The 22,666-nt window shown below is 69.5% G+C and carries 23 protein-coding genes; 5 read left to right on the plus strand and 18 right to left on the minus strand.

The features are described 5' to 3' along the window. Nucleotides 1–123: 123 nt before the first annotated feature. Nucleotides 124–2,055: an aldehyde ferredoxin oxidoreductase family protein gene (locus DVK03_RS12080; protein ID WP_004062712.1), complete on the plus strand. Its 1,932-nt coding sequence runs from the start codon at nt 124–126 to the stop codon at nt 2,053–2,055. A 54-nt stretch (nt 2,056–2,109) separates the two neighbouring features. Here DVK03_RS12080 and DVK03_RS12085 read toward each other — a convergent pair whose 3' ends face one another. The 11 genes from DVK03_RS12085 to DVK03_RS12135 form a co-directional block, all read right to left on the minus strand. Then, complete coding sequence (locus DVK03_RS12085) at nt 2,110–2,829, minus strand: hypothetical protein (RefSeq protein WP_115803050.1); 720 nt, start codon at nt 2,827–2,829, stop codon at nt 2,110–2,112. 75 nt (nt 2,830–2,904) lie between these two features. Continuing rightward, complete coding sequence (locus DVK03_RS12090; RefSeq protein WP_004042073.1) at nt 2,905–3,243, minus strand: AzlD domain-containing protein; 339 nt, start codon at nt 3,241–3,243, stop codon at nt 2,905–2,907. Then, nucleotides 3,244–3,939, minus strand: coding sequence for an AzlC family ABC transporter permease (locus tag DVK03_RS12095; protein WP_004042072.1), 696 nt, complete (start codon nt 3,937–3,939; stop codon nt 3,244–3,246). Nucleotides 3,940–3,975: 36 nt separating this feature from the next. Next, complete coding sequence (locus tag DVK03_RS12100) at nt 3,976–4,446, minus strand: hypothetical protein (RefSeq protein WP_008575287.1); 471 nt, start codon at nt 4,444–4,446, stop codon at nt 3,976–3,978. After that, entirely contained in the window at nt 4,443–4,700 is a 258-nt protein-coding gene (locus tag DVK03_RS12105; RefSeq protein WP_004042070.1) for a hypothetical protein, read from the minus strand. The genes DVK03_RS12100 and DVK03_RS12105 overlap by 4 nt, the downstream gene beginning before the upstream one ends. Before the next feature lies 1 nt (nt 4,701). Beyond that, nucleotides 4,702–4,980 carry a ubiquitin-like modifier protein SAMP3 gene (gene samp3 / locus DVK03_RS12110; RefSeq protein ID WP_004042069.1) on the minus strand — a complete coding sequence of 93 codons (279 nt, stop codon included), beginning with the start codon at nt 4,978–4,980 and terminating at the stop codon, nt 4,702–4,704. A 276-nt stretch (nt 4,981–5,256) separates the two neighbouring features. Further along, nucleotides 5,257–5,610, minus strand: a complete 354-nt coding sequence (locus DVK03_RS12115; protein WP_309139231.1) for a HalOD1 output domain-containing protein — start codon at nt 5,608–5,610, stop codon at nt 5,257–5,259. A gap of 282 nt (nt 5,611–5,892) precedes the next feature. After that, on the minus strand, nt 5,893–7,857 hold the full coding sequence (locus DVK03_RS12120) for an archaea-specific SMC-related protein (protein ID WP_115803051.1): 1,965 nt from the start codon (nt 7,855–7,857) through the stop codon (nt 5,893–5,895). A gap of 35 nt (nt 7,858–7,892) precedes the next feature. Beyond that, complete coding sequence (rdfA, locus tag DVK03_RS12125) at nt 7,893–8,540, minus strand: rod-determining factor RdfA (RefSeq protein ID WP_004062717.1); 648 nt, start codon at nt 8,538–8,540, stop codon at nt 7,893–7,895. A gap of 191 nt (nt 8,541–8,731) precedes the next feature. After that, nucleotides 8,732–9,736, minus strand: coding sequence for a DUF1616 domain-containing protein (locus DVK03_RS12130; RefSeq protein WP_004062718.1), 1,005 nt, complete (start codon nt 9,734–9,736; stop codon nt 8,732–8,734). 61 nt (nt 9,737–9,797) lie between these two features. Next, nucleotides 9,798–11,981 carry a DUF4129 domain-containing protein gene (locus DVK03_RS12135; RefSeq protein ID WP_115803052.1) on the minus strand — a complete coding sequence of 728 codons (2,184 nt, stop codon included), beginning with the start codon at nt 11,979–11,981 and terminating at the stop codon, nt 9,798–9,800. Nucleotides 11,982–12,239: 258 nt separating this feature from the next. Here DVK03_RS12135 and DVK03_RS12140 point away from each other — a divergent pair, with 258 nt between their 5' ends. From DVK03_RS12140 to DVK03_RS12150, 3 genes are read left to right on the plus strand one after another with little or no spacing between them, the layout of a single operon-like run. Then, nucleotides 12,240–13,676 carry a DUF58 domain-containing protein gene (locus DVK03_RS12140; RefSeq protein WP_115803053.1) on the plus strand — a complete coding sequence of 479 codons (1,437 nt, stop codon included), beginning with the start codon at nt 12,240–12,242 and terminating at the stop codon, nt 13,674–13,676. 18 nt (nt 13,677–13,694) lie between these two features. Then, complete coding sequence (locus DVK03_RS12145) at nt 13,695–14,189, plus strand: hypothetical protein (protein WP_004062721.1); 495 nt, start codon at nt 13,695–13,697, stop codon at nt 14,187–14,189. Continuing rightward, complete coding sequence (locus tag DVK03_RS12150) at nt 14,186–15,205, plus strand: hypothetical protein (RefSeq protein WP_115803054.1); 1,020 nt, start codon at nt 14,186–14,188, stop codon at nt 15,203–15,205. Before DVK03_RS12145 ends, DVK03_RS12150 begins: the two co-directional genes overlap by 4 nt. Nucleotides 15,206–15,220: 15 nt before the next feature. On the opposite strand, the gene DVK03_RS12155 is transcribed toward DVK03_RS12150, so the two are convergent. The 6 genes from DVK03_RS12155 to DVK03_RS12180 form a co-directional block, all read right to left on the minus strand. Next, on the minus strand, nt 15,221–16,210 hold the full coding sequence (locus DVK03_RS12155; protein WP_004062724.1) for a MoxR family ATPase: 990 nt from the start codon (nt 16,208–16,210) through the stop codon (nt 15,221–15,223). Nucleotides 16,211–16,308: 98 nt separating this feature from the next. Further along, entirely contained in the window at nt 16,309–17,214 is a 906-nt protein-coding gene (locus tag DVK03_RS12160) for a DUF4350 domain-containing protein (RefSeq protein WP_006601261.1), read from the minus strand. Then, nucleotides 17,215–17,490 carry a hypothetical protein gene (locus tag DVK03_RS12165; RefSeq protein ID WP_115803055.1) on the minus strand — a complete coding sequence of 92 codons (276 nt, stop codon included), beginning with the start codon at nt 17,488–17,490 and terminating at the stop codon, nt 17,215–17,217. 74 nt (nt 17,491–17,564) lie between these two features. Continuing rightward, nucleotides 17,565–18,854, minus strand: a complete 1,290-nt coding sequence (locus DVK03_RS12170) for an ABC transporter permease (RefSeq protein ID WP_115803056.1) — start codon at nt 18,852–18,854, stop codon at nt 17,565–17,567. Further along, the gene (locus DVK03_RS12175; RefSeq protein WP_004062727.1) at nt 18,847–20,082 is read right to left on the minus strand and encodes an FtsX-like permease family protein; all 1,236 of its coding nucleotides are present in this window, start codon (nt 20,080–20,082) and stop codon (nt 18,847–18,849) included. The genes DVK03_RS12170 and DVK03_RS12175 overlap by 8 nt, the downstream gene beginning before the upstream one ends. Further along, entirely contained in the window at nt 20,075–20,824 is a 750-nt protein-coding gene (locus DVK03_RS12180; RefSeq protein WP_004042048.1) for an ABC transporter ATP-binding protein, read from the minus strand. Before DVK03_RS12180 ends, DVK03_RS12175 begins: the two co-directional genes overlap by 8 nt. A gap of 153 nt (nt 20,825–20,977) precedes the next feature. On the opposite strand from DVK03_RS12180, the gene DVK03_RS12185 reads away from it, so the two are divergent. Beyond that, nucleotides 20,978–21,505, plus strand: coding sequence for a metal-dependent hydrolase (locus tag DVK03_RS12185; protein WP_004042046.1), 528 nt, complete (start codon nt 20,978–20,980; stop codon nt 21,503–21,505). A 45-nt stretch (nt 21,506–21,550) separates the two neighbouring features. Here DVK03_RS12185 and DVK03_RS12190 read toward each other — a convergent pair whose 3' ends face one another. Beyond that, on the minus strand, nt 21,551–22,624 hold the full coding sequence (locus DVK03_RS12190) for a cell surface protein (protein WP_115803057.1): 1,074 nt from the start codon (nt 22,622–22,624) through the stop codon (nt 21,551–21,553). Nucleotides 22,625–22,666 lie beyond the last annotated feature (42 nt).

A 22,666-nucleotide genomic window follows, 5' to 3' on the forward strand; every position in this document is an offset into this window, starting at 1 on the left:
GCACGGATTGCCGCAATCCCGAGACAGTCCGGCGTCGGCTCGCGTCGGCGTAACCTCGAACGGTTACGTCGAGGTGGGAATCACTAACCCGACAGCGACCGTATATAATCAACGAGGATTACAATGACTGAACTCGGTGGTTATCACGACAGGGTCGCTCGGGTGGACCTGTCGTCCGGCGACATCGCGTACGAGGGAATCGACGACGAGGACGCAAAGAAGTACATCGGGGCCCGCGGCCTCGGCGTGAAGTACGTCTTCGACCAGGGACCGGACGTGGACCCGCTCGGACCGGACAACCTCCTCGCGTTCATGACCGGCCCGCTCACCGGTACGCAGACCGTGATGAGCGGCCGAATCGCGGTCGTGACGAAATCCCCGCTCACGGGGACCGTCACCGACTCGCACCACGGCGGCTGGAGCGGCGCGCGGCTCAAGTGGTCCGGCTTCGACGGCCTCCTGTTCACGGGCAAGGCCGAGCGGCCGAGCTACGCCGTCGTCGAAGACGGCGAACTGACGCTCCACGACGCCGAACACCTCTGGGGAAAGGGCGTCCACGAGACAATCGAGGAGCTCGAAGGCGAGGTCGACGGGAGCCTCGGCAAGAACCTCTCGATAATGGCTATCGGCCCCGGCGGCGAAAACGAGGTCAAGTACGGCTGTATCGTCAACGAGGACGACCGCGCGTCCGGCCGCGGCGGCACGGGGGCGGTCATGGGCTCGAAGAACCTCAAGGCGATCGTCGTGAAGTCCGGCACGCGGATGCCGAAGCCCGCCGACGCCGACACGTTCAAGCAGGGCTACCAGCAGGCGATGCAGCTCATCCGCGAGTCCGAAGTCACCGCACCCAACGAGGGCGGCCTGTCGCTGTACGGGACGAACGTCCTGATGAACGCGGGCGAGGAGCTCGACGGCCTCCCGACGAAAAACGGGAAGTACACCTCGACCGCGGCGATGCGAGACGCCGAGGGCGCGGACATCGACTCCGAGCGCGTCTCCGGCGAGAACGTCCGCGAGAACATCCTCGTGGACGAGCCGACGTGTCACTCCTGCCCGGTCGCCTGTAAGAAGGAAGTCGAGGTGTCGGTGATGCACAAAGGCGAGGAGATGAACGTCCGCGGCGAGTCCTACGAGTACGAGTCCGCCTACGCGCTGGGCCCGAACTCCGGGCACACCGAGCGCGACGAAATCGCCGTCATGATCGACCGCTGTAACGACATGGGGGTCGACACCATCGAGGTGGGCAATATGATGGCGATGGCGATGGAGATGTCCGAACAGGGCAAGCTCGACGGCCTGAGCGAGCAGCTCGACTGGGGCGACACCGAGCGCATGATAGACCTCATCACCGAGATTGCGAACCGCGACGGCGACCTCGCGGACGCGCTCGCGGAGGGCGCAAACGGCCTCGCCGAGCGCTTCGACGCCCACGACAACTCGCTTGCCGTCAAGGGTCAGACCATCCCGGCGTACGACCCCCGCTGCATGAAGGGCATGGGCATCGGCTACGCCACCTCGAACCGCGGCGCGTGTCACCTCCGCGGCTACACGCCGTCCGCCGAGATTCTCGGCATCCCGGAGAAACACGACCCCCACGAGTGGCGCGGGAAGGGCGAACTCGTGGCGCTGTTCCAGGACATGCACGCCATCTCGGACTCGTTCGACATCTGCAAGTTCAACGCGTTCGCGGAGGGCATCGAGGAGTACGTCCTGCAGTACAACGGCATGACCGGCCGCGACGTGACCGAAGAGGAACTGCTCGAAACCGGCGACCGCATCTACACGTTAGAGCGGTACTACAACAACCTCGCCGGCTTCGACGGCGCCGACGACTCGCTGCCGGGACGCTTCGTCGAGGGCGACGAGGCGATTCCGGGACAGGGCGCGTCCGAGGGGCAGCTGTGCGAACTCGACGAGATGAAAGAAGAGTACTACGCCCGCCGCCAGTGGGTCGACGGCGTCGTCCCCGACGAGCGCCTCGACGAACTCGGAATCGACATCGGCCCCGGCACGGGCGTCTCCCGCGGCGACTCGCCCGCGCCCGCCGACGACTGAGCCGACGACCGAGCCGACGCCGTTCGGTCCAATCGGCTCCCGCGCGAATCCGAATCACGCCTTTTTCGACCGATTGCGAACCGCGGAGACGAGTCGCCCGACGAGCGACGCCACCGCCCCGCCGAGTCCGCCGAAGACGACGCCGTACACCAGCCCGGAGAACGCCCCCCAAAGCGGGAGGCCGACGGAGTCGCCGTCGAGGTCGGTCGGGTGGAACCCGGTCGAACCGACGCGGACGAACCCCTCCGCGTTCGGGGGCACGTCACCGAGGCCGACGCGGGCGACGAGCGCGGTGACTGCGACGGCGGCGGCGAAGCCGACGGCGACGGACGACCCGGTGGCGAACCCCTCGGCGGGGCGTCGAGACCACGCCGTGAGGCGCGCCGTGACGACGCCGGCGAGAAAGAGGCAGGCGGGCGGGAGCGCGCCCAGCCAGTACCACGGGTCGGCGGGGCCGTCGAGTCCGTCGACGAGGTTGCGGAGGACGACCGCGCGACCGGGGCCGGTCGTCTCGACGAGGCGGACGGGTAGGCCCATCGCGCCGCCGAACGCCCAGACGGGGACGAACGGGGCCGGAACGAGCTTGCCGCCGGTCATCTCGGTCGCGGCGTCGAGCGTGGAAAACGGGCCGTCGGTGGCGAGGACGAGCCAGCCGGCGACCGCGACCGTGCCGACGGCGAACGCGGCGACGCCGGCGGCGACCCCGGTCGGGAGAAGGGAGCGACCCTCGTCGTCGCGGGGGAGCGAGAAGAGGCGCGGGAACGGAGAGGACATACGTGCGGTCGTGGTCGCCCGCGGGACGAGTATCTTGGGGGAGGCGACGGGTCAACGAACAGGACTGACAGCGGCTCAGACGACGAACCGGAGGACCCAGAGCGCGCCCATGCCGACGAGGATGGTGGCGAGCACGCGTTCTGTGTACCACGCGGCGAGCGCGGCCAGCGCGCCCGCGACGAGTTTGTCGTTGCCGACGGAGACCGCGAGGTCGCCGGATGGAGCCAAGAGCGCGGGGAAGACGAGCGCGGCGAACACGGCCGCGGGGACGTACTCCAAGGCCGACTCGACCGCCGGCGGCACGTCGTCGATGCGGCCGAACAGGTAGATGAACGACCCGCGGATGGCGAACGTGAGGACGCCCGCGAGGGCGATGACGAGCCAGACGGTCGCCGAGTCGTAGCCGGTCGGCATTCAGGCATCGCCTCCGAGCGAGTCGACCGCGAGGCCGGCGAGGACGCCGACGACGGCCGCGACGATGATGTCGAGGTGGAACGGGACGCCCGCGACGACGACGCCGGTGGCGACGAGGCCGCCGACCAGACACGACGCGCCGGAGGCGCGGTCCTTCAGCGTGGGGACGAGCAGGGCGAGAAAGACCAGCGGCGCGGCGAAGTCGAAGCCCCACTCGGGCGGGAGCCCGGAGCCGAGGAGCGCGCCGGCGACGGTCGTCACCTGCCAGACGAGCCACAGCGACGCGCCCGCGCCGACGTAGTACGCGAAGCGGTCGGTCTCGCCGTCGCGGCCGTAGCGGGCGATTGAGACGGCGTACGCCTGGTCGGTCAGCAGGTACGACGCGAGCGCCTTCGACCGGGCGGTCAGGTCGCGGAAGTAGGGCGCGATAGAGGCCGAGTACATCATCGTCCGCAGGTTGATGACGACCGCCGTGCCGACGACGATAGCCAGCGGCGCGTCCGCGCCGAGGAGTTCTATCATGGCGAGCTGCGACGCGCCGGCGAAGACGACACTGGAGAACCCGAGGGCGTGCGCGACCGACAGCCCCTGCTCGACGGCCGCGACGCCGGCGACGAGGCCGAACGGCGCGATGCCGAGTTGGAGCGGCCCCGCGGCCCGGACGCCGTCGAGGAGGTCGGAGGAAACGGTTGGCATCTGTCGGTAGCAGGGCACCGTCCCCAAAATAGCCGTCTATCGTCGGGCGGATTGCCGGCTTTTTCCCTCCCGACTGACGACGGCGACCTCGCGGATTTCGAGCGCCGTCTCGAACTCGTCGCGGCGGTCGGCGTCCGCGCCGACCCGCCGGAGGTGTTCGGCGTGCGCCCGGCGGACGGCGTCGACCTCACGGTGGGAAAAGTCGAGGTCGAGCCCCTTCGTGTCCCAGTGGCCCAGCGGGACGAGATACACCGCCGCGTCGTCGTCCTCGTGGACGCACTCGAACCCCTGTGCGTATTCGGTCGCCCGCCCGTCGAGGTACGCCTGCGCCCGGTCGAGCAGCCGCGGCAGACTGCTGGCGGGGACGCTCGCCTTCGCGGCCGCGAGCATGATGGCCGTGCCGTCGATGGCACCCCCGCGGGGCGCGCCGTCGTCGCCGTCCGGCGCGAGGCGCTCGCTGAGTCGTTCGCGACCCGGCCGCCGGTCGCCGTCGGCCCCCACGGTCATCCCCCCGCGCGCATCGCCTTGCGGGCGAACCGCTCGACGAGGTCGTCGAGCGTCTCCTCGTCGCCCTCGAACGCGAGTTGCACTTCGGTGAGCTGGATACTGCTCGTTATCGTGACCTCCTCGGTCTCGATGTCGACGGCCCAGTCGGGACCGACCACGCGGCCGTCGCCGTCGGCCTCGCCGCCGAGCCCTTCGAGGTACTGAATCGCGAGGCGGGGCGAGATGCCGCGGAAGGCCCGCTGTCGGCGCGCCACGTCAGCCCCCCGCGACCGGCGGGAAGACGCTCACGGCGTCCCCGTCGTCGAGCGCCGTGGCCATCCCGTCGAGGTGGACCACCTCGCGCCCGTTTTTCAGCACGTTCACGTGCGGCTTGACCTCGCCGTCCTCGATGAGTCGGCCGGCGAGGCCGTCGTACTCCGCTTCCAGCGACCGGAGGACATCTCCGACCGTCGCGTCGTCGTCGACCCGCCAGTAGATGGACTTCTGACCCACCACCTCTCGAAACGTCGCGAAGAAGCGTAATTCGAGTTCCATACCCCTTGTCGGCGTCCACGAGACAAAAAGGTACGTCGCGGCGAGGACGCGGAGGCGTCTCACTCGCCGTTATTCGGGACAGTAATTCAAATAAACTGCAAGATTTCTGCCAGAAAGTTCTTAACTGATAACGTTGAGACCGCGTCCGGTGGTCTCGTTCGAACGAACATCTCAGACGACTTCGAGAGCGATTGGCGCGGGTCGAGGCGGCGAGGGCGAGCGGTCCCGCCGGCGACGCTCGACCCGTCACAGCGTCGTGCCGAACGACCCGGCAGATTACCGGCCCGCGTCCCGAACTTCGATGCGGCCGACGGACTCGACGGTGACGACGAAATCGGCGTAGTCGAATTCGAGCGAGGCACCCGAGACGCGCGGCGCGCCCGGCGTGTCGCGGCCGAACAGCGTATCGAGGGCGTCGGTGTCTACGTGGTCTGTGAGCGGCGGCAGGTCCGCGTCGCCGCGGGCGTGTTTGTCCACGGCTGCGGCGACCGCCTCAGAGACCGGTTCGGTACGCTCGCAGTCGTACCAAACACGCGTCGGTTCGTACTCAGTTCGTGTCCGTGTGTCAGATGTGATGATGGTCTCGTCCCCCCAGTATCGTCCGTCTGATACGTCGTCTCGATGTGTTATATTTCTTGCGTACTATCGGTATGTTCCCTTGATAGTGCCGTTCTAATGCAATACTGTGCTGGCGAGCGGGGACCGGCGACGCAGCGAACGCGCGTTCGGTGTCGTGGAAACGAGCGGACGGCTGGAAGAACGGAGAGAAGCGCGTGACCGAACCGAGAATCGACCGAAACGGGATGTGGGTCGGGACGGGACGAAGCGGAGCAGAATGAGACGATAGGACGAAGCGGAGACGCGGGAGACGCACCTAGCCCCTCGCAAGCTCGCGCTGTCAGGGCACGTCAGTCAGGCGGCCGGCGTCACGTCGGTGCCCCACGTGACGCGCCGGTACGACGCGTCGAGCGCCTGTGCGTCCTCCGGGAGGAGCGCCGCGACGAGGAACGTCGGGTACTGCTCGAAGTGGTCGACCAGCGCGGCGATGCGCCCGGCGTCGATGGCCTCGACCGAGTCGAGGAGCATGAACGGAACCTCCTCGTACACCTCGTGGACGAGGTAGCCCGCGAGGGCGAACACGAGGCCGACGACCTCGCGCTCGCTTTCGCTGAGGTGGTCGATGGAGTCTTCGTACACCGCGCCGGAGTCGGACGCGCGGACGATGTGGAGTTCGAACTGGGCTTTTTCGACCTTGCGACGCCCCTCGCGGACCCGACGTTCGACGCGCTCCAGCCAGACGCGCTCGATGTTGTCGTAGCCGAGGAGGTCGAGCACCGTCTCCATCTCCTCGTTGAACGACTCGACCGCCGCGGCCGTGAGCGACCGAATCCGGGTCCGTGCGGCTTCGAGCTCCTCGTTCACCTGTTCGCGTTCGCGTTCGAGTTCCTCGCGTTCGTCGAACCGGTCGTCGAGTTCGTCGAGTTCGTCGTGGACCGACGCGAGGTCGTCGCGCGTCCGGTCGAGAGCGAACTCGACTTCGTTGAGCTCTCTGTGGAGTTCGATGAGGTCGCCTTCCCCTCCGCTCTGTCCGCGGAGTTCGGACGCGTCGGCTTCGAGCGCGTCGACTTGTTCGGCGAGCTCCTCGCGCCGGTCGGTCAGCGACTCGATTTGTCCCGTTCGGCGGTCGAGTTCGTCTTCGAGCCGCCGGAGTTTATCGCGGAGCTTCCGGCGGTCGCGCTCGGCCTGTTCCGCCGCCCGCATCGAGCGTTCGAGCTCGTCGAGTTCGCGGCGGAGCTCGGCGCGTTCCTCGCGCTTTTCGTCTCTGACCTCGCGGAGCCGGTCGGTCGTCCCCCGAATCTGGTCGCGGTCGACCTCGGTGCCGCAGGTCCAGCAGGTGGTCGTCTCCGACGAGACGAGTTGGTCCGTCACCGAACCGTCGCCGTCCGCGCCCAGCGAATCCTCGACGAGACCCGCCTTCCCGTCGAGCACGTCTTCGGTGTACTGGACGACGGTCTGAAGCTCCGAAATCGTCGAGTTGAGCGACTCGATGCGCGACCGAACCGACTCGATTCGGTCGCTCGCCTCGCCGCGGTCGACCGCCTCGGCGTCGAACGAGTCGAGTTCCGACTGGAGTTCGGAGCGCTCCTCGCGGAGCGATTCGACGCTCTCGCGCTCGCTCTGGAGGCGGAAGCGGACGCTCTCGAGGTCCGACCGCGCGGACTGGAGCTCCGAAAGCACCTCGTCTAATTCGGCTTGGTGCTCGCGTTGCGTCTTGACCGTCCGGTCTTCGGCCTCGATTTCGGCTTCGATGTCGTCCCGCTCGGCTTCGAGCGCCTCGATTTCGGCTTCGAGGTCGTCGCGTTTCGATTCGAGCGACCGCCGGTCGGCGTCGAGCGAGTCCAGCGAGTCGAGTCGGCGCTCGACCTGCGTGCGACGCGACTGGAGGCGCTCGATTTCGGCCTCGATGGCATCGGTGTCGACCGGGGACATGATGACGTCGTAGAGGTCGCGCTCCGCGACGACCGCCCGCCGCGCCTCGTTCGAGCCGAGGAGGAACGCAAAGCGGTCCGCGGTCGCCGCGTCTCGGAGATAGGGCGTCCCGTCGGTCGAGACTGTCCCGTTCTCACGCGAGAGGAGGCGAGTGTACGTCCGGCCGTCGAGTTCGAGTTCGACCGACCCCTCGTCGGCGTCGCCTTTGAGGCTGATCGCGTCGCTCCCGCACGCACCCATGAGCGCCCGCAGGAACGACGTTCGGTTCGTCGCGTTGCGGCCGGTGAGCACGGTCACGCCGGGGTCGAGCCTGACGCGCCGCTCGTCGATACCGCCGATGTTTCGTATGCGTACAGTCGCCGCCTGAAGTGCCTCTGAATCGTTCATGTGTCGGATGTGGATGTGTTGGTGAGCCCGAATCGCTACTCGTCTCGCTCGCGTTCGCAGTCGCAGTGCCCGGAGGAGAGAAGCGCCGTCGGGGTCATTCGAGTGTCACAGTCGGTACAGGTGACTCTGATGTCGACTTCGACCTCGTACGCGCCGATGAAGACCCGCTCGGCCTTCACCAAGCGGTCGACGACGTCGATGGTCACGGTACGAAGTCGGGACCGGAGCTTTCGAATCGTCGCGAGTCCCGCCTCGGTGGCGTCCGTCTCGTCGTCGTCATCGTCTTCGCGTTCGACGTTTCGGTGTCGCTTGAGGTAGTTGTACACCGACTGGTAGGAGATGATGTCGGCCTCTAGCTGCTCGACATCGACGCCGCGTTCGCGGAGCGTGTTCCGCGCGTCGGTGCGACTCCCTGCGGTCACGTCGTCGCTGGTCAGGAGGCGGTAGAAGTTCTCCGCCTCCCCGTCGAGGACGTGTGCGCCGGCCTCATCGAGTGCGGCCCGGATGAGGCGCTTGTTCACGTCGCCTTCCAGTTCGCGGAGGCTCCGCTGCGCTCGGCCATCGCCGAGCCACGCATCGACGAGGTCGTCGCCGAGACCGTCGAGGCCGTAGCGATTCGCGATGCGTTCTATCTTCGGACCTCGGCCGCCGCGGCGGGAAACCGACCTTCCAGAGTCTCGCATTGTGACTTCGCCGGCGGAAGCTTAGCGTGCAGTACCCTAAACGTTACCCATGGATTATCAGACGTGATAAAACTAGAACACAAACGAGTTACACGATTTGAGCCCTCGTTCGTGCGGATTTCGGGGTGGAACGTCGAAATATCAGAAGGTGAGATAGCCGAGACCCACCCGACTGCGGTCGGTTTTCACCATCACTCCGCCCGAACTGTCACCCAGAGGTGGACTTCGCGGTAGGCGTTGTCCGCCGTCGGTGCCGCCGGCGGCGCGCCCTCGTAGAGGAGGTACGTCAGCCGCAGGCGCTCGCCCGTCATCGTCGGGCGGACCTCGTGCGGTTCGTGCCACGTCTCGTTGTGTTCGAGTCGGGGCGTGAACGTCCGAAGTCGCTCGGACTCCAGGACGGTCGTCGAGTTGTTCGACACCTCGACGCGCTGGAGCACGGTGACGACGGTGTAGTTCACCGTCCGGTGTTCTTGGTTGCCGACGCCGAGGACGAGCGACGCCGGCTCGCCGCGGACGAGTTCCTCGGGGTAGTTGTCGGCGGTGAGTTCGTCGTTCCCGTCTTCGGTCAGGAGGTACAGTTCGGTGAACGACTCGCCGTCTTTCGGCACCGCCACCGCGTAGCCGACGCTGGCGGTCGCGAGCACCACGCTCACGACGAGGACGACGTTCAGCATCGCGTCGGTCCGCGACGCCGGGCTGAACAGTTCGTCGCGCGCGGCGGCGAACCAGCGCTCGTACGGAACCACAAGTCGCTCGTCCTCGGGGAGCGCCGACCGCCGGGTCGCCGCGAACGCCGTCGCGACGAGCGTGAAGCCGCTCAGGGTGACGAGGATAGGACCGAGTCGAAGCCCCCACGGCGTGAAGTTGAGGACGAGACCGAGGAGCGGGACGACGGCGATACTCGTTCCGAACGACAGCGCCACCCGTTCGATACCGTCGATACCGCCCATTCGGTCGCGGTCCTCGGCGTCTATCGGCGGGCCGCGCTCGGGAAACAGCGCCGCGATGAGCGCGTAGCCGGGGAGGAAAAGCGAGAACACCAAGCCGGCGATGTCCCGGAGCGGCGTCTCCGCCAGTCCGGGCGTGAGCGTCACGACGAGCGTGAGCGCGACCCCCGCGACGACGACCGCGAGGTCGGCCGGAAGGCTGCGGACAGGCTCGGGGAGGAACAACCGCCAGTCTCGGCGCTGCGACATCTACCCGAGGTGGGAGGCACGAACACAAAAATCATTTGTCACCCGCGGCTCCGCGAGCGCGCTACTCGACCGCGCCGACCGCTTCCGAGGCGTCCGCATCGCCGTCGGAATCTGGCGAGTCCGTCGCGTCGGGCGCTGCCGTGCCGGCGAGCGAGCGGGCCGTCTCGACCAGTTCGGCGGCCGCTTCGTCGCTCACCGACAGCCCGCTGTAAGCCGCGCGCTCGTAGCCCGCGGTCAGCGATTCGAGCGCGTCGGCGGGCGCGACGCCGGCGTCGACACACCGGTCGCAGAACTCCCAGTGGGTCGCGGCGTCGTCCACGCCTGCGGCGGGTCCGAGCGACTGTCTGACGCCCGCGTAGGCGACGACCACCGCGTCGTTCGGCCGGCCAGCGTCGAGCGCGTCGACCGCCGCGTCCAGCGCCGGTGTCCCCGTCGTCACCGAGTCCGGCTCGGACGAGTCGTCGGTGTCCGACGCGGTCGGTTCGTCGTCAACCGTCGTTGTCGTCGCCGACGCGCCGGCGCGGTTCCGCCGGAGGAGAACGGCGGCGACGAGGCCGACCACCGCGGTCCCGGCGACGACCCACGCGAGGTCGAGCGGAAGGCCGCCGGACGCGTCGTTTCCGGCTCCGGCCGCGGCGGGACCGTCCACGAGCCGGACGCTCGCCGTCGCGGCGGACGATTCGAGGTTCGTCCCCCCGCCGTCGAACGCGGCCGAGACGGTCGCGTTCTCGGCGCTGGCGTCGCTCGGGAGGTCGAACGTCGCCCGGTACGCCCCCGACTCGTTGGTCGACGCCGACGCGACCTCCCGCCCGGCGACGCCGACGGCGACCGTCTGGCCGGACACGGCCTCGCCCTCGTCGGTTTCGAGGCGGCCGTCGACGACGACCGTCCCGTTCCCGGCCTCGCGGGCGCTCGCGTCGAGCGCCGTCCCCTCGGTTTCGAGCGGGACCGACACCGCCGCCGGGGCGAACGTCACCGCCCTACCGTCGCCGTCGGGCGCGACGCGAATCGACGCCGCGCCCGTCGCGGTCGCCGGGACGGTCGTCGAGACGGTCGACTGGCCGCTCGCGTTCGTCGCCGGCGCGGTCGCCGACGACTCGGCAAAACTCGCGGCGAGCGGGTAGTTCGGAACCGGCGTCCCGTTCACGCGGAGCGTCGCGCGAACCGAGACGCCGTCGGCGTAGCCGTAGGCCGACGCGGCCGGCTCCGACAGCCCCGCGGTCGCGTTCACCTGCGAGACGGCGACGGGGACGACCCGCTCCGTCGCCTGATACACCGACGTGTCGTTCGGGAGATACCGGACGGTGACCGAGGAACTGCCGGCCGGAATCCGCGCCGGCCGGTAGGTCAGTTCGAACGAGCCGTCGGCGTCGACCGCGGTTCGAATCGTCTGTCCGCCGACCGCGAAGCGGGCAGTCGACCCCGTCACCGGCGTGCCGTCGTCGGCGACGAGCGACCCCGAAAGCACGAGCGGGTCGGTAAAGGAGATGTTCCGGTCGTAGTCGTCGACGGTGAGACTGGTGGCGACGAACTCGCGGGAGACGATTTCGTCGCGCTGTTCGGAGACGTTCGCCTGCACCGCCTCGATTTGGGTGCTGCTCTCCGTCAGGTCGCCGTCCGTCCGGTTCGAGATGACGTCGAACGCCGTCAGCAGTCGGTCGGACTGCGACTCGCCGTCCTCGGCGAGCCGCGTCAGCTCGCGGGCGAGTTCGCGGGCGCGCTCGTCGTCTCCGGCCCGCCTCGCCGCCTCGTACTCGCGACGGGTCTCGCGGAACTCGCTGACGGTGTCGACGTACGCCCGCTGGGTCTCGCCGACGGTCCGGTACTCCTCGCTCGCGCCGTCGCCGTCGGTCTCGGTCTCGCCTTCGACGTCGACGTACTTGCCGAGCGAGTCGTCGTAGTCGTCGCCGAGCGCCGCCCGCGCGGCCTCGTACTCGCCCCGACTGAGTCGCAGCGTGCTCGCGCCGATGTCGCCGTTGAGCTCGCCCGAGAGGTACGAAAGCAGGCGGTCGAGTTCGTTCTCTCCGTCGACCTCGTCGGGGTTCTCGTGGATGACGCCGGTGCTGTTGTCCGTCTCGTTCCCGGTCTGTCGCGGCGGGGTCGCGGCCGTCCCGAGTGCCGACCGGTCAGCGTCTGCTCCGGGCGACGCCGGGACGGTCGCGGACTGCGCGGCAGTGTCGGCGGCCGCTCCCGCGGGGACTGCCGCCGCCGACGCTGTCGCGACGAGACAGGCGACGACCAACATCGTCCAAAGCAACCGTGCCGGGCGGCCCCATGCTCCACGCACTACTCGTAGTCAGACGGGGGGACGTAATGGGTTTTGGCATTCGGCTGACGCTCGGCCGCGACCTCGGAGGCGCGATTCGCAGACTGCGATGCGTTAACGTCGGGTTTAACCTCCGGTTGAAGCCGCGACCGCGGCGTGAATCGCGGGGTCCGCGCGACCGACTGCGGCCCGCTCCAACACAAACATTCAACTTCGGGGGCACGAATCGAATCCACGATGCTTCCGACCCGCCGGTGGGCCGCACTCGCAGGCGTCGCCTGCTTCCTCGCCGTCTACGCGGTCGTCCTCGACGAGCCGACGCCGCTCGTCGCCGCCTGCGGTCTCGTCGCGTGGCTCGTCGTCGCGCAGGTCGAGGCCGTCGGGGCGATGCGCGCCGTCGACCGCGACCTCTCGGCGTCCGTCTCGGTCGAGCCCACGTCGGTGTTCGTCGGCGACCGCGCCGCGGTGACGCTGACGGCGTCGCTGTCCGAGGCCGTCGACGCGCCCGTCGAAGTCGAACTCGTCGCGCCGCCGAGCGTGAACGCGCCGGAGCGGGCGCGCCGGACGGTCAGTCTCGCCCCCGGCGAGACCGAGGGGTCGGTCACGTGCAGCGTCGAACTCCCCGTCGCCGGGCGAATCGCCTTCGACGAGGTCGCCGTCGATATCGACGGGCGCGCCGGCTTCTTCACCGAGTCGGTGACGCTCGACGCCGACGCCCGCTGTCTGGTCGAACCGCCGGCCCCCGAGGGAATCCACGTCGGGCGCGGCGGCGAACTGGTCGGCACGACGTTCGGTGACCACTCCAGCGACCAGACCGGACCGGGGCTCGTCCCCCACGAGACGCGGCAGTACCTCCCCGGCGACACGCTGTCGCAGATTGACTGGAAGACCACCGCCCGGATGAACCACCCGTACATCCGCGAGTTCGAATCTGAGTCCGACTACCTACTGTCGCTCGTGGTCGACTGCGGGTCGCACATGAACCGCGGCCCGACCGGGCGGACGATGCTGTCGTACGCGCGCGAAATCGCGCTCGGCCTCGTCGACGCCGCGGAGTCCCACGGCGACCCCGTCTCGACGCAGTTCGTCGGCGACGACGCGATGGAGTGGGAGTTCGGCCCCTCCTCCTCGTCGAACGCCTACCAGACGGTTCGGCGGCGACTGCTCTCGATGGAGCCGACCGCCAGCCCGCGCCGCCCGGTCGACGCGTCCCGCCCGGTCGCCCCGGAAGACGCCCGCAAGCGGAGTCGCCTCCTCGACGACGACTCGGCGTTCGCGGCGACGCTCCGCCCGTATCTCCGCGACGGCGAAAGCTACGTCTCGCGGGTCAGCGACCGGCCGCTTTTCGACGCGGTGAAATCCGCGTGCTCGCGGTCGAACAGACAGGACCACCTCGTGCTCGTCACCGACGACTCGGCGAAAGTCGAGACCTACGAGGCGGTCGTCGTCGCATCGAAGCGGAGCAGCCAGACGAGCGTCTTCCTCACGCCGACGACGTTCTTCGACGACGCCGCCGACGCCGTCGACGCGGGGGCCACGGACTTCGCGGCCGGATTCGTCGCCTTCGAGGAGTTCAGAAAGCGCCTCGAACGGCTGCCGAACGTCACCGCCTACGAGGTCGCCCCGAAGAGCGCGATGGCACTGGCGACGGCGCGGGCCACCACAGCGGAGTGAACACCGATGGAGACACCTGTGAACCAGAGCGAACTGACGATTCGAACCGTGTTGGACGCGAACGAGCTCACCCCGATGGACGCGGCGGGCGTCCTCTGTTTCACGCTCGCGGTGGGGCTGACCAGCGGGCCGTGGGGCGTCGCCGCCGGCGTCCTCGTCCTCGTCGCGGCGGCGGCGACCGGGGGACCGCTCGCGTTCGTCGTCGCCCAACTGACCGCCGTCTCGCTGTTCGGAGACGCCGGCCTCGTCGCGGTCGGGGGCGCGCAGCTCGCCGCGTTCCCGCTCCTCGCGAGCGCCGCGTTCGCGTGGCCGCCGGACCGCGCTCGACTCGCCCGGCTGGCGGCGGGCTACGTCGTCGCCCTCGGGGTCGCGTGGGCGCTGTGGTCGACGCTTCGGTGGGCGTGGCAGGCCGCGGCGGTCGCCGCCGTCCTCGCCGCGGCGGTCGCCTACGGGCTCCACCGATACGAGCGCGTCGCCCTCGGTCTCGTTGACGCGCCGGAGGCGGAGCGATGAGCGCGGACGACCCCGACCGTCTCGACGAGGGGCTGGCGAACGGCGAGACCCACGCGGTCGTGTCGGCTGCGACCGAACGCGACGGCGACGCCGGCCGAACCGACACCGGCGACCCCGACGCCGACCGCGCCGAACTCGCCGGGCTCCGGCGCGAGAACGTCCGGCTCAGACAGCGCTACGAAGCGCTCCGAGAGGGGCAGTACCGGCGGACCGCGGTCGCGCTGGCCGCGCTCGGCGTCGCCGGACTGCTCGGCGGGGCGCTGTTTCCGCCCGTTCGCGAGACGCTCGTCGTCCTCGGGGCGATCGGGCTGTTCGCCGCCGCGGTGACCCGGTATCTCAGCCCCGAGCGGTTCATCCCCGTCGGCGTCGGCGCGTCGGTGTTCGGCGCGCACGCGGGCAACCACGCCGCCGTCGTCGACGAGCTTGGATTGCAGGACGCGACCGTCTACGTCCCCGACGCCGACCGCGACAGCGTCCGCCTGTTCGTCCCGGAGCACCGCGCCTACGCGCTTCCCGACGCCGAGGCGCTCCGGGACACCTTCGTCGTCACCGACGACGAACTGGCCCGCGGCGTCGCGTTCGACCCCAGCGGCGGCGGCCTGTTCGACGAGTTCGAGCGAAGTCTCGACGGTCCCCTCGGCGACGACCCCGAGACGCTGGCGCGACAGGCGACCGACGCGCTCGTGGAACTGTTCGAACTCGCCGGGGCCGCGACCGCCGAGACGGACGCCGCGGACGGTCGCCTGACGGTCCGCGTCGAGGACTGTCGGTTCGCCGCCGCCGAGACGTTCGACACGCCGGTCGCGTCGTTCGTCGCCGTGGTCGTCGCCCGCGGCCTCGACGCGCCGGTCGTCACAGAGGTCGCCGCCGGCGAGGAGATGGATTTCGCCGTCACCTGCCGGTGGGAGGTCGGAGGCGACGAAGAGACTGAGACCGAGCCGTCGGCGGACGCGGCGGACGGCACGACCGAAACGAGAAGAGAGACCGAGAACGCAGACCCCGACGAGCGCCGATAGGTCGCCGGCTCGCGCTCAGTCGTCGTCGCCCGCGACCGAGGTCGTCGTCGACTCGTCGAGACCGACTTCGGGCGTCGGAACGGTGTCGACGACCTCTTCGACGACGTCTCGGGGGTCGCGCCCGCTGATGTCCGCCTCGGTCCCGAGAACGAGGCGGTGCGACATGATGATGGGCGCGAGTCGCTTCACGTCGTCCGGAATCACGTAGTCGCGGCCGCGAATCGCCGCGGCGGCCTTCCCGGCCCGCAGGAAGGCCAGCGAGGCGCGGGGCGACGCGCCGAAATCGACCGCGGCGTGCGTCCGCGTCGCGCCGACGAGGTCGAGGATGTAGTCGAACACCTTGTCGTCGACGTGGACGCCCGTGACGACCTGCCGGGCCTTCCCGATGTCGGCGTCGTCGATGACGTTCGAGATGTCCGAGGGCTTGAGCGACGGCGAGCGGTCGAACCGTTCGAGAATCTCCCGCTCGTCGGCCCGTTCGGGGAGGTCGACGACGACCTTGAACTGGAAGCGGTCGCGCTGGGCCTCCGGGAGATTGAACGTCCCCTCGTACTCGATGGGGTTCTGCGTGGCGACGACCATGAACGGATAGGGGAGCTTGAGCGTCTCGCCCTCGATTGTCACCTGTCCCTCCTCCATCGCTTCGAGGAGCGCGGACTGCGTCTTCGGCGTCGCGCGGTTTATCTCGTCCGCGAGGACGACGTTCGAGAACACCGGCCCCCGCTGGAGTTCGAACTCGCCGAGGTTCTCGCGGTAGATGTGGGTGCCCGTGATGTCGGCAGGCAACACGTCGGGCGTCATCTGAATCCGCTGGTAGTCGAGGTTCGCGGCGTGGGCGAACAGGTTGGCAATCGTCGTCTTAGCCACGCCCGGAACCCCTTCGAGGAGGACGTGCCCGTTCGTCAGCAACGCGATGGTGAGCGCCTCAATCGCGTCTTCGTTCCCGACGAGGAGTTGCGACGTCTCGTCCAGGATGGCCTCGTAGACCTCTTCGGGAGCACTCATATGGCAACAGTCGGGACGGCGGCCACATATAACTGCGGTCTCCGCGACCCCGCGAGACGGACAGCGAGGCGACAGCGCCGGTCGAGCGTCGAGACGGCCTACGAGAGCCGTCCCTGTCGGGCGACCAACGCGACCGCACCGGCGGCGACGACGCCGAACAGGAGTTGCAGCGCGCCCGAGTCGCGGAGCGCCCGAAGCGCGACTTGCAGCGGCGGGCGCTCCTCGGCGTGCGAGAAGTCCAACACGACGGTCGCCCGGTCAGAGACGAGCGCCGTCGCGAACGCCCGGTTGTCCGGCCGGTCGAGCATCGCGTTGATGAACACGCTCGGGTCGCTCACAACGACCACGTCGCCCGCGCCGAGGCGCTCTCTGGTCACGACGGGGTGCGATTGGAGCGTCTCGTCGTCGTCGAGTTCGCCGTCGTCGTCGCGGTCGAGATACGAGAAGTTCGACGAGCGGACGAGGACGGTGCTTTCGTTCGCCGTCACCGTCGCCGGGTGGTTCAAGCTGAGTTGCGTCACGTTTCGGGTCAGCGGGTCCGCGGCGACACGCGTGGCGACCGGGAGCGCGCCCGATTTGTACTGGTGGCGGTCGTCGCGGAGCGGCGTCCGGTCGATGCGCGCCGACGCGCCCAGTCGGGCGAGCAGGTCGTTGCCGTGCGGCCTGAAGTCGTCGGCGACGACGACGGTCCCGCCGGCGCGGACGAACGCCTCGATGCGGGCGGCCTCGGCGTCGGTGTATCCCCGCTCGGGCGAGATGACGAACGCGACGGAGCCCGCCGGGTCGACCGCGTCGTACTCGGTGGTGTTGTAGACGACCTCGGTCTCTGCGCCCGCGTCGGCCGCGACCCCGCGGACGCCGGAGCCGCCGTCCCACGCGGCGTTGAACGCGCCGTAGGTGGACGACGAGGTGCCCGCGCCGACGCCGACGCCGACGAGCATCGCGACGAGGAGCGCCGCGACCAACAGGTGCGGATAGCCGACCTCGCGGGAGCCGAGGCGCACTCAGAACACCCCCGGCGGGAGGATGTTGAGGATGCGTCTGACCACGATGTAGCCGAAGGCGACGAGGCCGCCGCCGATGAGCCACAGGAGCCGTCGTCGCCACGCGGGCGTCACCGCGACCGGCGCGGTGAGTTCGACGACGACGAGAAAGCCGATGAGCGACACGACGAACACCAACTCGTAGGAGAGCGAATCGAGGAGGGCCAAGACGAGGGTCGCGCCGAGCATCCAGGCGAGCTGGGCGCGGATGAATCGCTCGCGTCGTGCCGTTGCCATGTACGGTCGTGGACGGGGCGGGATAACTAAACTATCGCTTGCGGGGGTCGGGCGACGCCCGGATGGCCCCGCGATTACAGGTGGTCGAGCGGCCGGATGCCGGCTATCTGCCGGCTGACCGCGAGCGACGACACGAGGCTCATCACGAACGCGATGGCGAAGCCGCCGGCGAGCACCGCCCGCGGGAGGACGACCACGTCACCGAAGCCGACGAGGAGCTGTGCCAGTCGGTTCAGGCCGACCGCCGCCGGGAACGACAGCGCCACCCCGAGCAGACCGCCGAACGTGCCGAGGACGAGCGCCTGCGCGACGAGCGTCAGCGACAGCGTCGACGACGACGTACCCAGCGCCTTCAGCGCCGCGAGCTCCCGCTTTTGGTGGTAGACGTGCGACAGCAGGACGTTCACGCTGAGCGCCAGCCCCGCGAGGAGCGCGAGGAAGACGAGGCTCCCGCCGGCGGCCATCACGACCGCCTGGTCGCGCAGAATCTCCGTGAGCTGTTCCTGGTTCGTCCGCACGTCGTAGTCCGGATAGTCCGCTTGGATGTCGGCCGCGACCGCCTCGGGGTCGGCCCCGTCGGCGACGGTGAGCGTCATGAGCGTGGCCGTGTCCGCGCCGGTCGAGCCCGTCACCTCCTGAAGCTCGCTCAGGTGGACCACGACGCTCGGCGTGCCGAGGAACCGCGAGAACGTCGGCGAGACGCCGACGACGGTGAACTCGTTTTCGCGGGCGATGCCCGTGGTGCCGCCGACGTACAGCGAATCACCGACGGAGACGTTCATCATCTCGGCGGTCCGCTGGTCGATGACGACCTCGTGGGTCATCGGCCCGGTGTAGTTGCCGCCGGCGTAGTGGACGTCCGGTCGGCTGAAGCCCGAGCCGTTCGTAATCTGGACCGAGCCGCCGCGGGCGGGTGCGCCGACGCCGACGAGCGTCTCGTAGTCCGATTCGTTGGACCTGACGTACACCGTCTGGAACGACATCGGCGTGACGACTTTCACGTCCTCGCGGGCCTCCAGTTCGGCGTCTAACCCGTGGGCGTCGACGATGCTGTTTTCGAAGCCGCCGACGCCGGTCGGTGAGAACCGGACCGGGCCGCCGGTAATCCACACGTCGCGACCCGCCGCGTCGAACTGCTGTTGGCCCGTCTGTATCACGCCGATACCCGTCCCCGCCAAGAGCGTCGCCGCGAGGACCGCGAGCGTGATGCCGAGGACGGTCAGGACCGTCCGCCCGCGGGCGTGAGAGAGCTGTGAGACCGCGATGCCCGCAGACGCGCGGACCCGAGAGAGTCGCGGGAACTGCGACGACTCCGGGGTCGTGGCTGCGTCCGAACCGCGGTTCGGGTCGGCGCCCTCAGTCATGCGACATCGCCTCCAGAGTGGGGGTCCGCCAGGTGAGCCACGCCGGATAAATCGAGGAGACGAGGCCGATGAGCGCCGCGACCGCGACGCTGTATCCGACGAGCACCGGGTCGAACAGCGCGACCTGCACGCCGAGGAGCTCCCGCGTAATCGCGTTCGTCAGGTGGATGCCGCCGATGCCGGCCACGACGCCGACGACGCCGCCGACGGTGGCGACGACCACCGTCTCGGCGACGACGAGCAACATCTGCGAACTCGTCCGGTAGCCCATCGCCGAGAGCACGGCGAGGTTGCGGCGGTCCGCGTTTACTTCGAGGCCCATCATCGTGGCGACGAACAGCACGCCGACGAGGACGGCGACGACGAGCGAGACGGCGGCCATCGCCAGCGGGAGGCTGGAGGTCGACGCGCCGCGGACGGCGAGGCCGGTCTGGGTGACGACCGAGGTCCGCGGGTAGAGCGCCTCGATGTCGGACCGCACGCCCGCCGAGTCGGTGCTGACGAGCAGTTGGTCCGCGAGGTCGCCCTCGGTCGAGCCGGTCATGGTTTGCAGTTCCGAGAGGTGGACGAGCGCGACCGGGACGGGGCCGACGCCCGACGACAGCGACCCCTCGCGGACGTCGGCGACGGTGAACTCGGCCCGCGAGCCGCCGACGCTCGCGGTCACCTCGTCGCCGGCCGAGACGCCGAGCAGCTCCGCGGCGGCGTCGTTGAGGACGAGTTCGCCGGTTCGGGGACCGTCGTAGCTCCCGTTCGCGTAGTGGGGGTCGCCCGGCGTGAGCGCCTCCGTCGAGACGCCGACGACCGAGGTCGGTTCCTCGGGCGGGATGATGCCCGCCGCGAGGACGTACTCGTCGGTCGAGCCGTCTTCGGGCGCGAGCGTCACCAACTGCGTCTGGACCGGCGTGGCGTAGTCCACCCGCTCGTCGCGTGAGAGCCGGTCGGTAATCGCGTGGGTGTCGCCGAGTTGCGGGCTGCCGACCGAGACGGCGACCGACGAGGCCGTGCTGGCCTCGGGGACGACCCAGTAGTCGACGCCCTCGCTCTGGATGGCGTTTTCCGCGCCGAGACCGAGGGCGATGCCGCTGACGGTCGTCATGAGCGTCACGGCGAGGGCGACGCCGATGACGCTCAGAAGCACCTGCTTCGAGGACGTGGTCCGCAGGCGACCGAGGACGCGCCGGCCCGCGAGGCCGACGACGCCGAACAGCCGGTGTCGCCTAGCCATCGCTCACCACGCGGCCGTCGCGGAGGCGGACGACGCGGTCGGCCCGCTCGATGACGTGTTCGTCGTGCGTGGCGACGACGACCGCCCGCTCCGTGGCGGTCTGTTCGATGTAGTCGAGGACGCGTTGGCCCGTCTCGGTGTCCAACTCGCCGGTCGGCTCGTCGGCGATGAGGACCGCGGGGTCGGAGACGAGCGCGCGGGCGATGGCGACGCGCTGTTGCTCGCCGCCGGAGAGTTCCCCCGGCTTGTGGCCGGCGCGGTCGCCGAGTCCCACCTGTTCGAGGAGGTCTTCGGCGCGGGCGCGGCGGTCGCGCTTCGACGCGCCGCGTTCGATGAGCGGGAGCGCGACGTTGCCGCGGGCCGAAAGCGAGGGCAGCAGGTGGAAATGCTGGAAGACGATGCCGATGGTGTCGCGGCGGAGTTTCGTCCGCCCGCGGTTCGACAGCGACCGAACGTCGGTGCCCGCGACCCGGATGTCGCCGCGGGTGGGCGTGTCGAGCGCGGCGAGGAGGTGCAACAGCGTGGACTTACCGCTCCCGCTCGGCCCGGCGATGGCGACGAACTCGCCCGTCGAGACCGAAAGCGAGACGCCGTCGAGCGCGCGGACCGTCGGGGCGTCGGACCCGCGGGAGAAAAACGAGTCGGAGCCGCGGGTGTACTCGCGGACGACCCGCTCGCAACGGAGCGTCGCCGCCGAGTCCGCCGCGGCGGGAGGGCGGTGTTCGGAGACCGAATCAGACATACTGCCACGTGGTCCCCGACGTGACATATACTTGGTGCGTGGAGTCGCGAGCGCCGAGAGTCCAGCGCGATTCGACGAACGTCCAGATTCGCGGGTCGTGCGGCCCCGCGCCGTCCACACGGTTGAATAGCCTCGGTGCCGTCCACCTCGGTAGTGTTCCCAATCGGCCACCTCGCGCTCGGATATCTCTCGGTCGCGCTCTTCCGGGTCGGCCGGCGTCGCCCGCTGCCGACCGGGTGGACGCTGGCCGCCGCGCTCGTCGGGTCGCAGTTGCCCGACCTCATCGACAAACCGCTCGCGTACTACGGCGTCCTCGTCAGCGGCCGCTCGCTCGGCCACTCGCTTCTCGTGATGCTGCCCGTGCTCGTCGTCCTCGTCGGCGTCGGCTATCGGCTGGGCTACGGCGAGCACGCGACCGCCCTCGTCGTCGCGACGCTCTCGCACTACCTCGGCGACACCTCCCGGGCGCTCCTCGCCGGCGACTGGGGTTCGATGCAGTTCCTCCTGTGGCCCCTGTTCCCGGCGACCGACTACGCCGCGGACTCGGTGCCGCCGTGGGTCCGCGTCCTCGAATCGCTCGGCGACCCGCGGTACAACTTCCAGTACGCCCTCGCCGCCGTCGCGTTCGGTATCTGGCTGGTCAACCGACTCGACAATCGGCGCGCGCGAGCGGAGCGCTGAGAGGCACAGAAAAACAGGGAGTGACGCGGGGGCGCGGGGGGCGCGTTAGCCGACGAGGCGGCGACCGACCGCGAAGACGACGAGCGCGCCGAACAGGACGTGGAGCGCCGTGTTCGGGACTTCCGAAGACGTCGTCGTCTGGGCCGTCGTCGTGGACTCGTTGGGCGTCACGACGTTATCGGTCGTCGTGGTCGCCGTCGGCTCGGTGGCGTCGGTCGTCTCGGTCGACTCGGTGGTCGACCGCTCGTCGTCGTCGGTCGTCGCCGCGGTGTCGGTCGTCGATGTCGACGTGTCGTCGGACTCCGTGGTGGTCGTCTCAGTGGCGTCGTCCGCGGCGCCACCGCCGCCACCGCCAGCACCGCCGGAGCCCTCGTCGGGCGTCGACGTGTCGCTCTGTTCGACCACCTCGACCGTCGAGGCGTCGCTCACGCCGATGAGTTCGTTCTCGCCGAGGGCCTGGTCGTCGCCGCGGACGACCGCGTACAGCGAGTAGTCGCCGGCGTCCACGTCGTCGGTGGAGACGGACGCCGAGTAGTGCGTGTCGTTGACCGCCGAGGCGTCGACGCGGAGGTTCTCGGAGTCGTCCGCGAGGACGATCTCGACGGCCTCGATGGACTCACCCGACTCGACCTCGTCGAGTTCGACGGTCACGTCGAGGTCGTCCGACTGCTCGACGCTCTCGGCGGCCTGCGTCGAGACCGCGTAGGCGCGAATCACGAGCGGTTCGCCGGCGTAGACCTCTTCTGTCGACTGGTTGCCGGCGACGACGGCGTAGGTTCCGGGCTCGAGTCCACCGGTTCCGAACTCGCGGCTCGCGTCGCCGGTGGCGTCGGCGGTCCGCCGGAATCGCTGTTCGGAGTCGAGAATCGTGATTGTGTAGTCGCTGTCGCTCGGCGCGTCCACGGAGACCGAGACGGTGTCGCCGGCGTCGGCGCGGCCGACTTGGGTGACGGTGAACTCGCCTTGCGAGGTCGAGACGGTTCTGTCGACGGTGTCGATCGAGCCGTCGATGTCGATGTCGTAGTCGTGGGTCGTCCCCACGGCGGGGGGCGCGACGGCCGCGAGGAGCATCGCGGCAACCACGAGAACGGGAATCGAGGCGCGGGGTCGTAGCATCATCGTTCGTTTTGCTCACCGGTGGTAAAAGCTTGTAGGCAGTCG

This window comes from Haloferax sp. Atlit-109R (assembly GCF_003665865.1).
GTDB lineage: Archaea > Halobacteriota > Halobacteria > Halobacteriales > Haloferacaceae > Haloferax > Haloferax volcanii.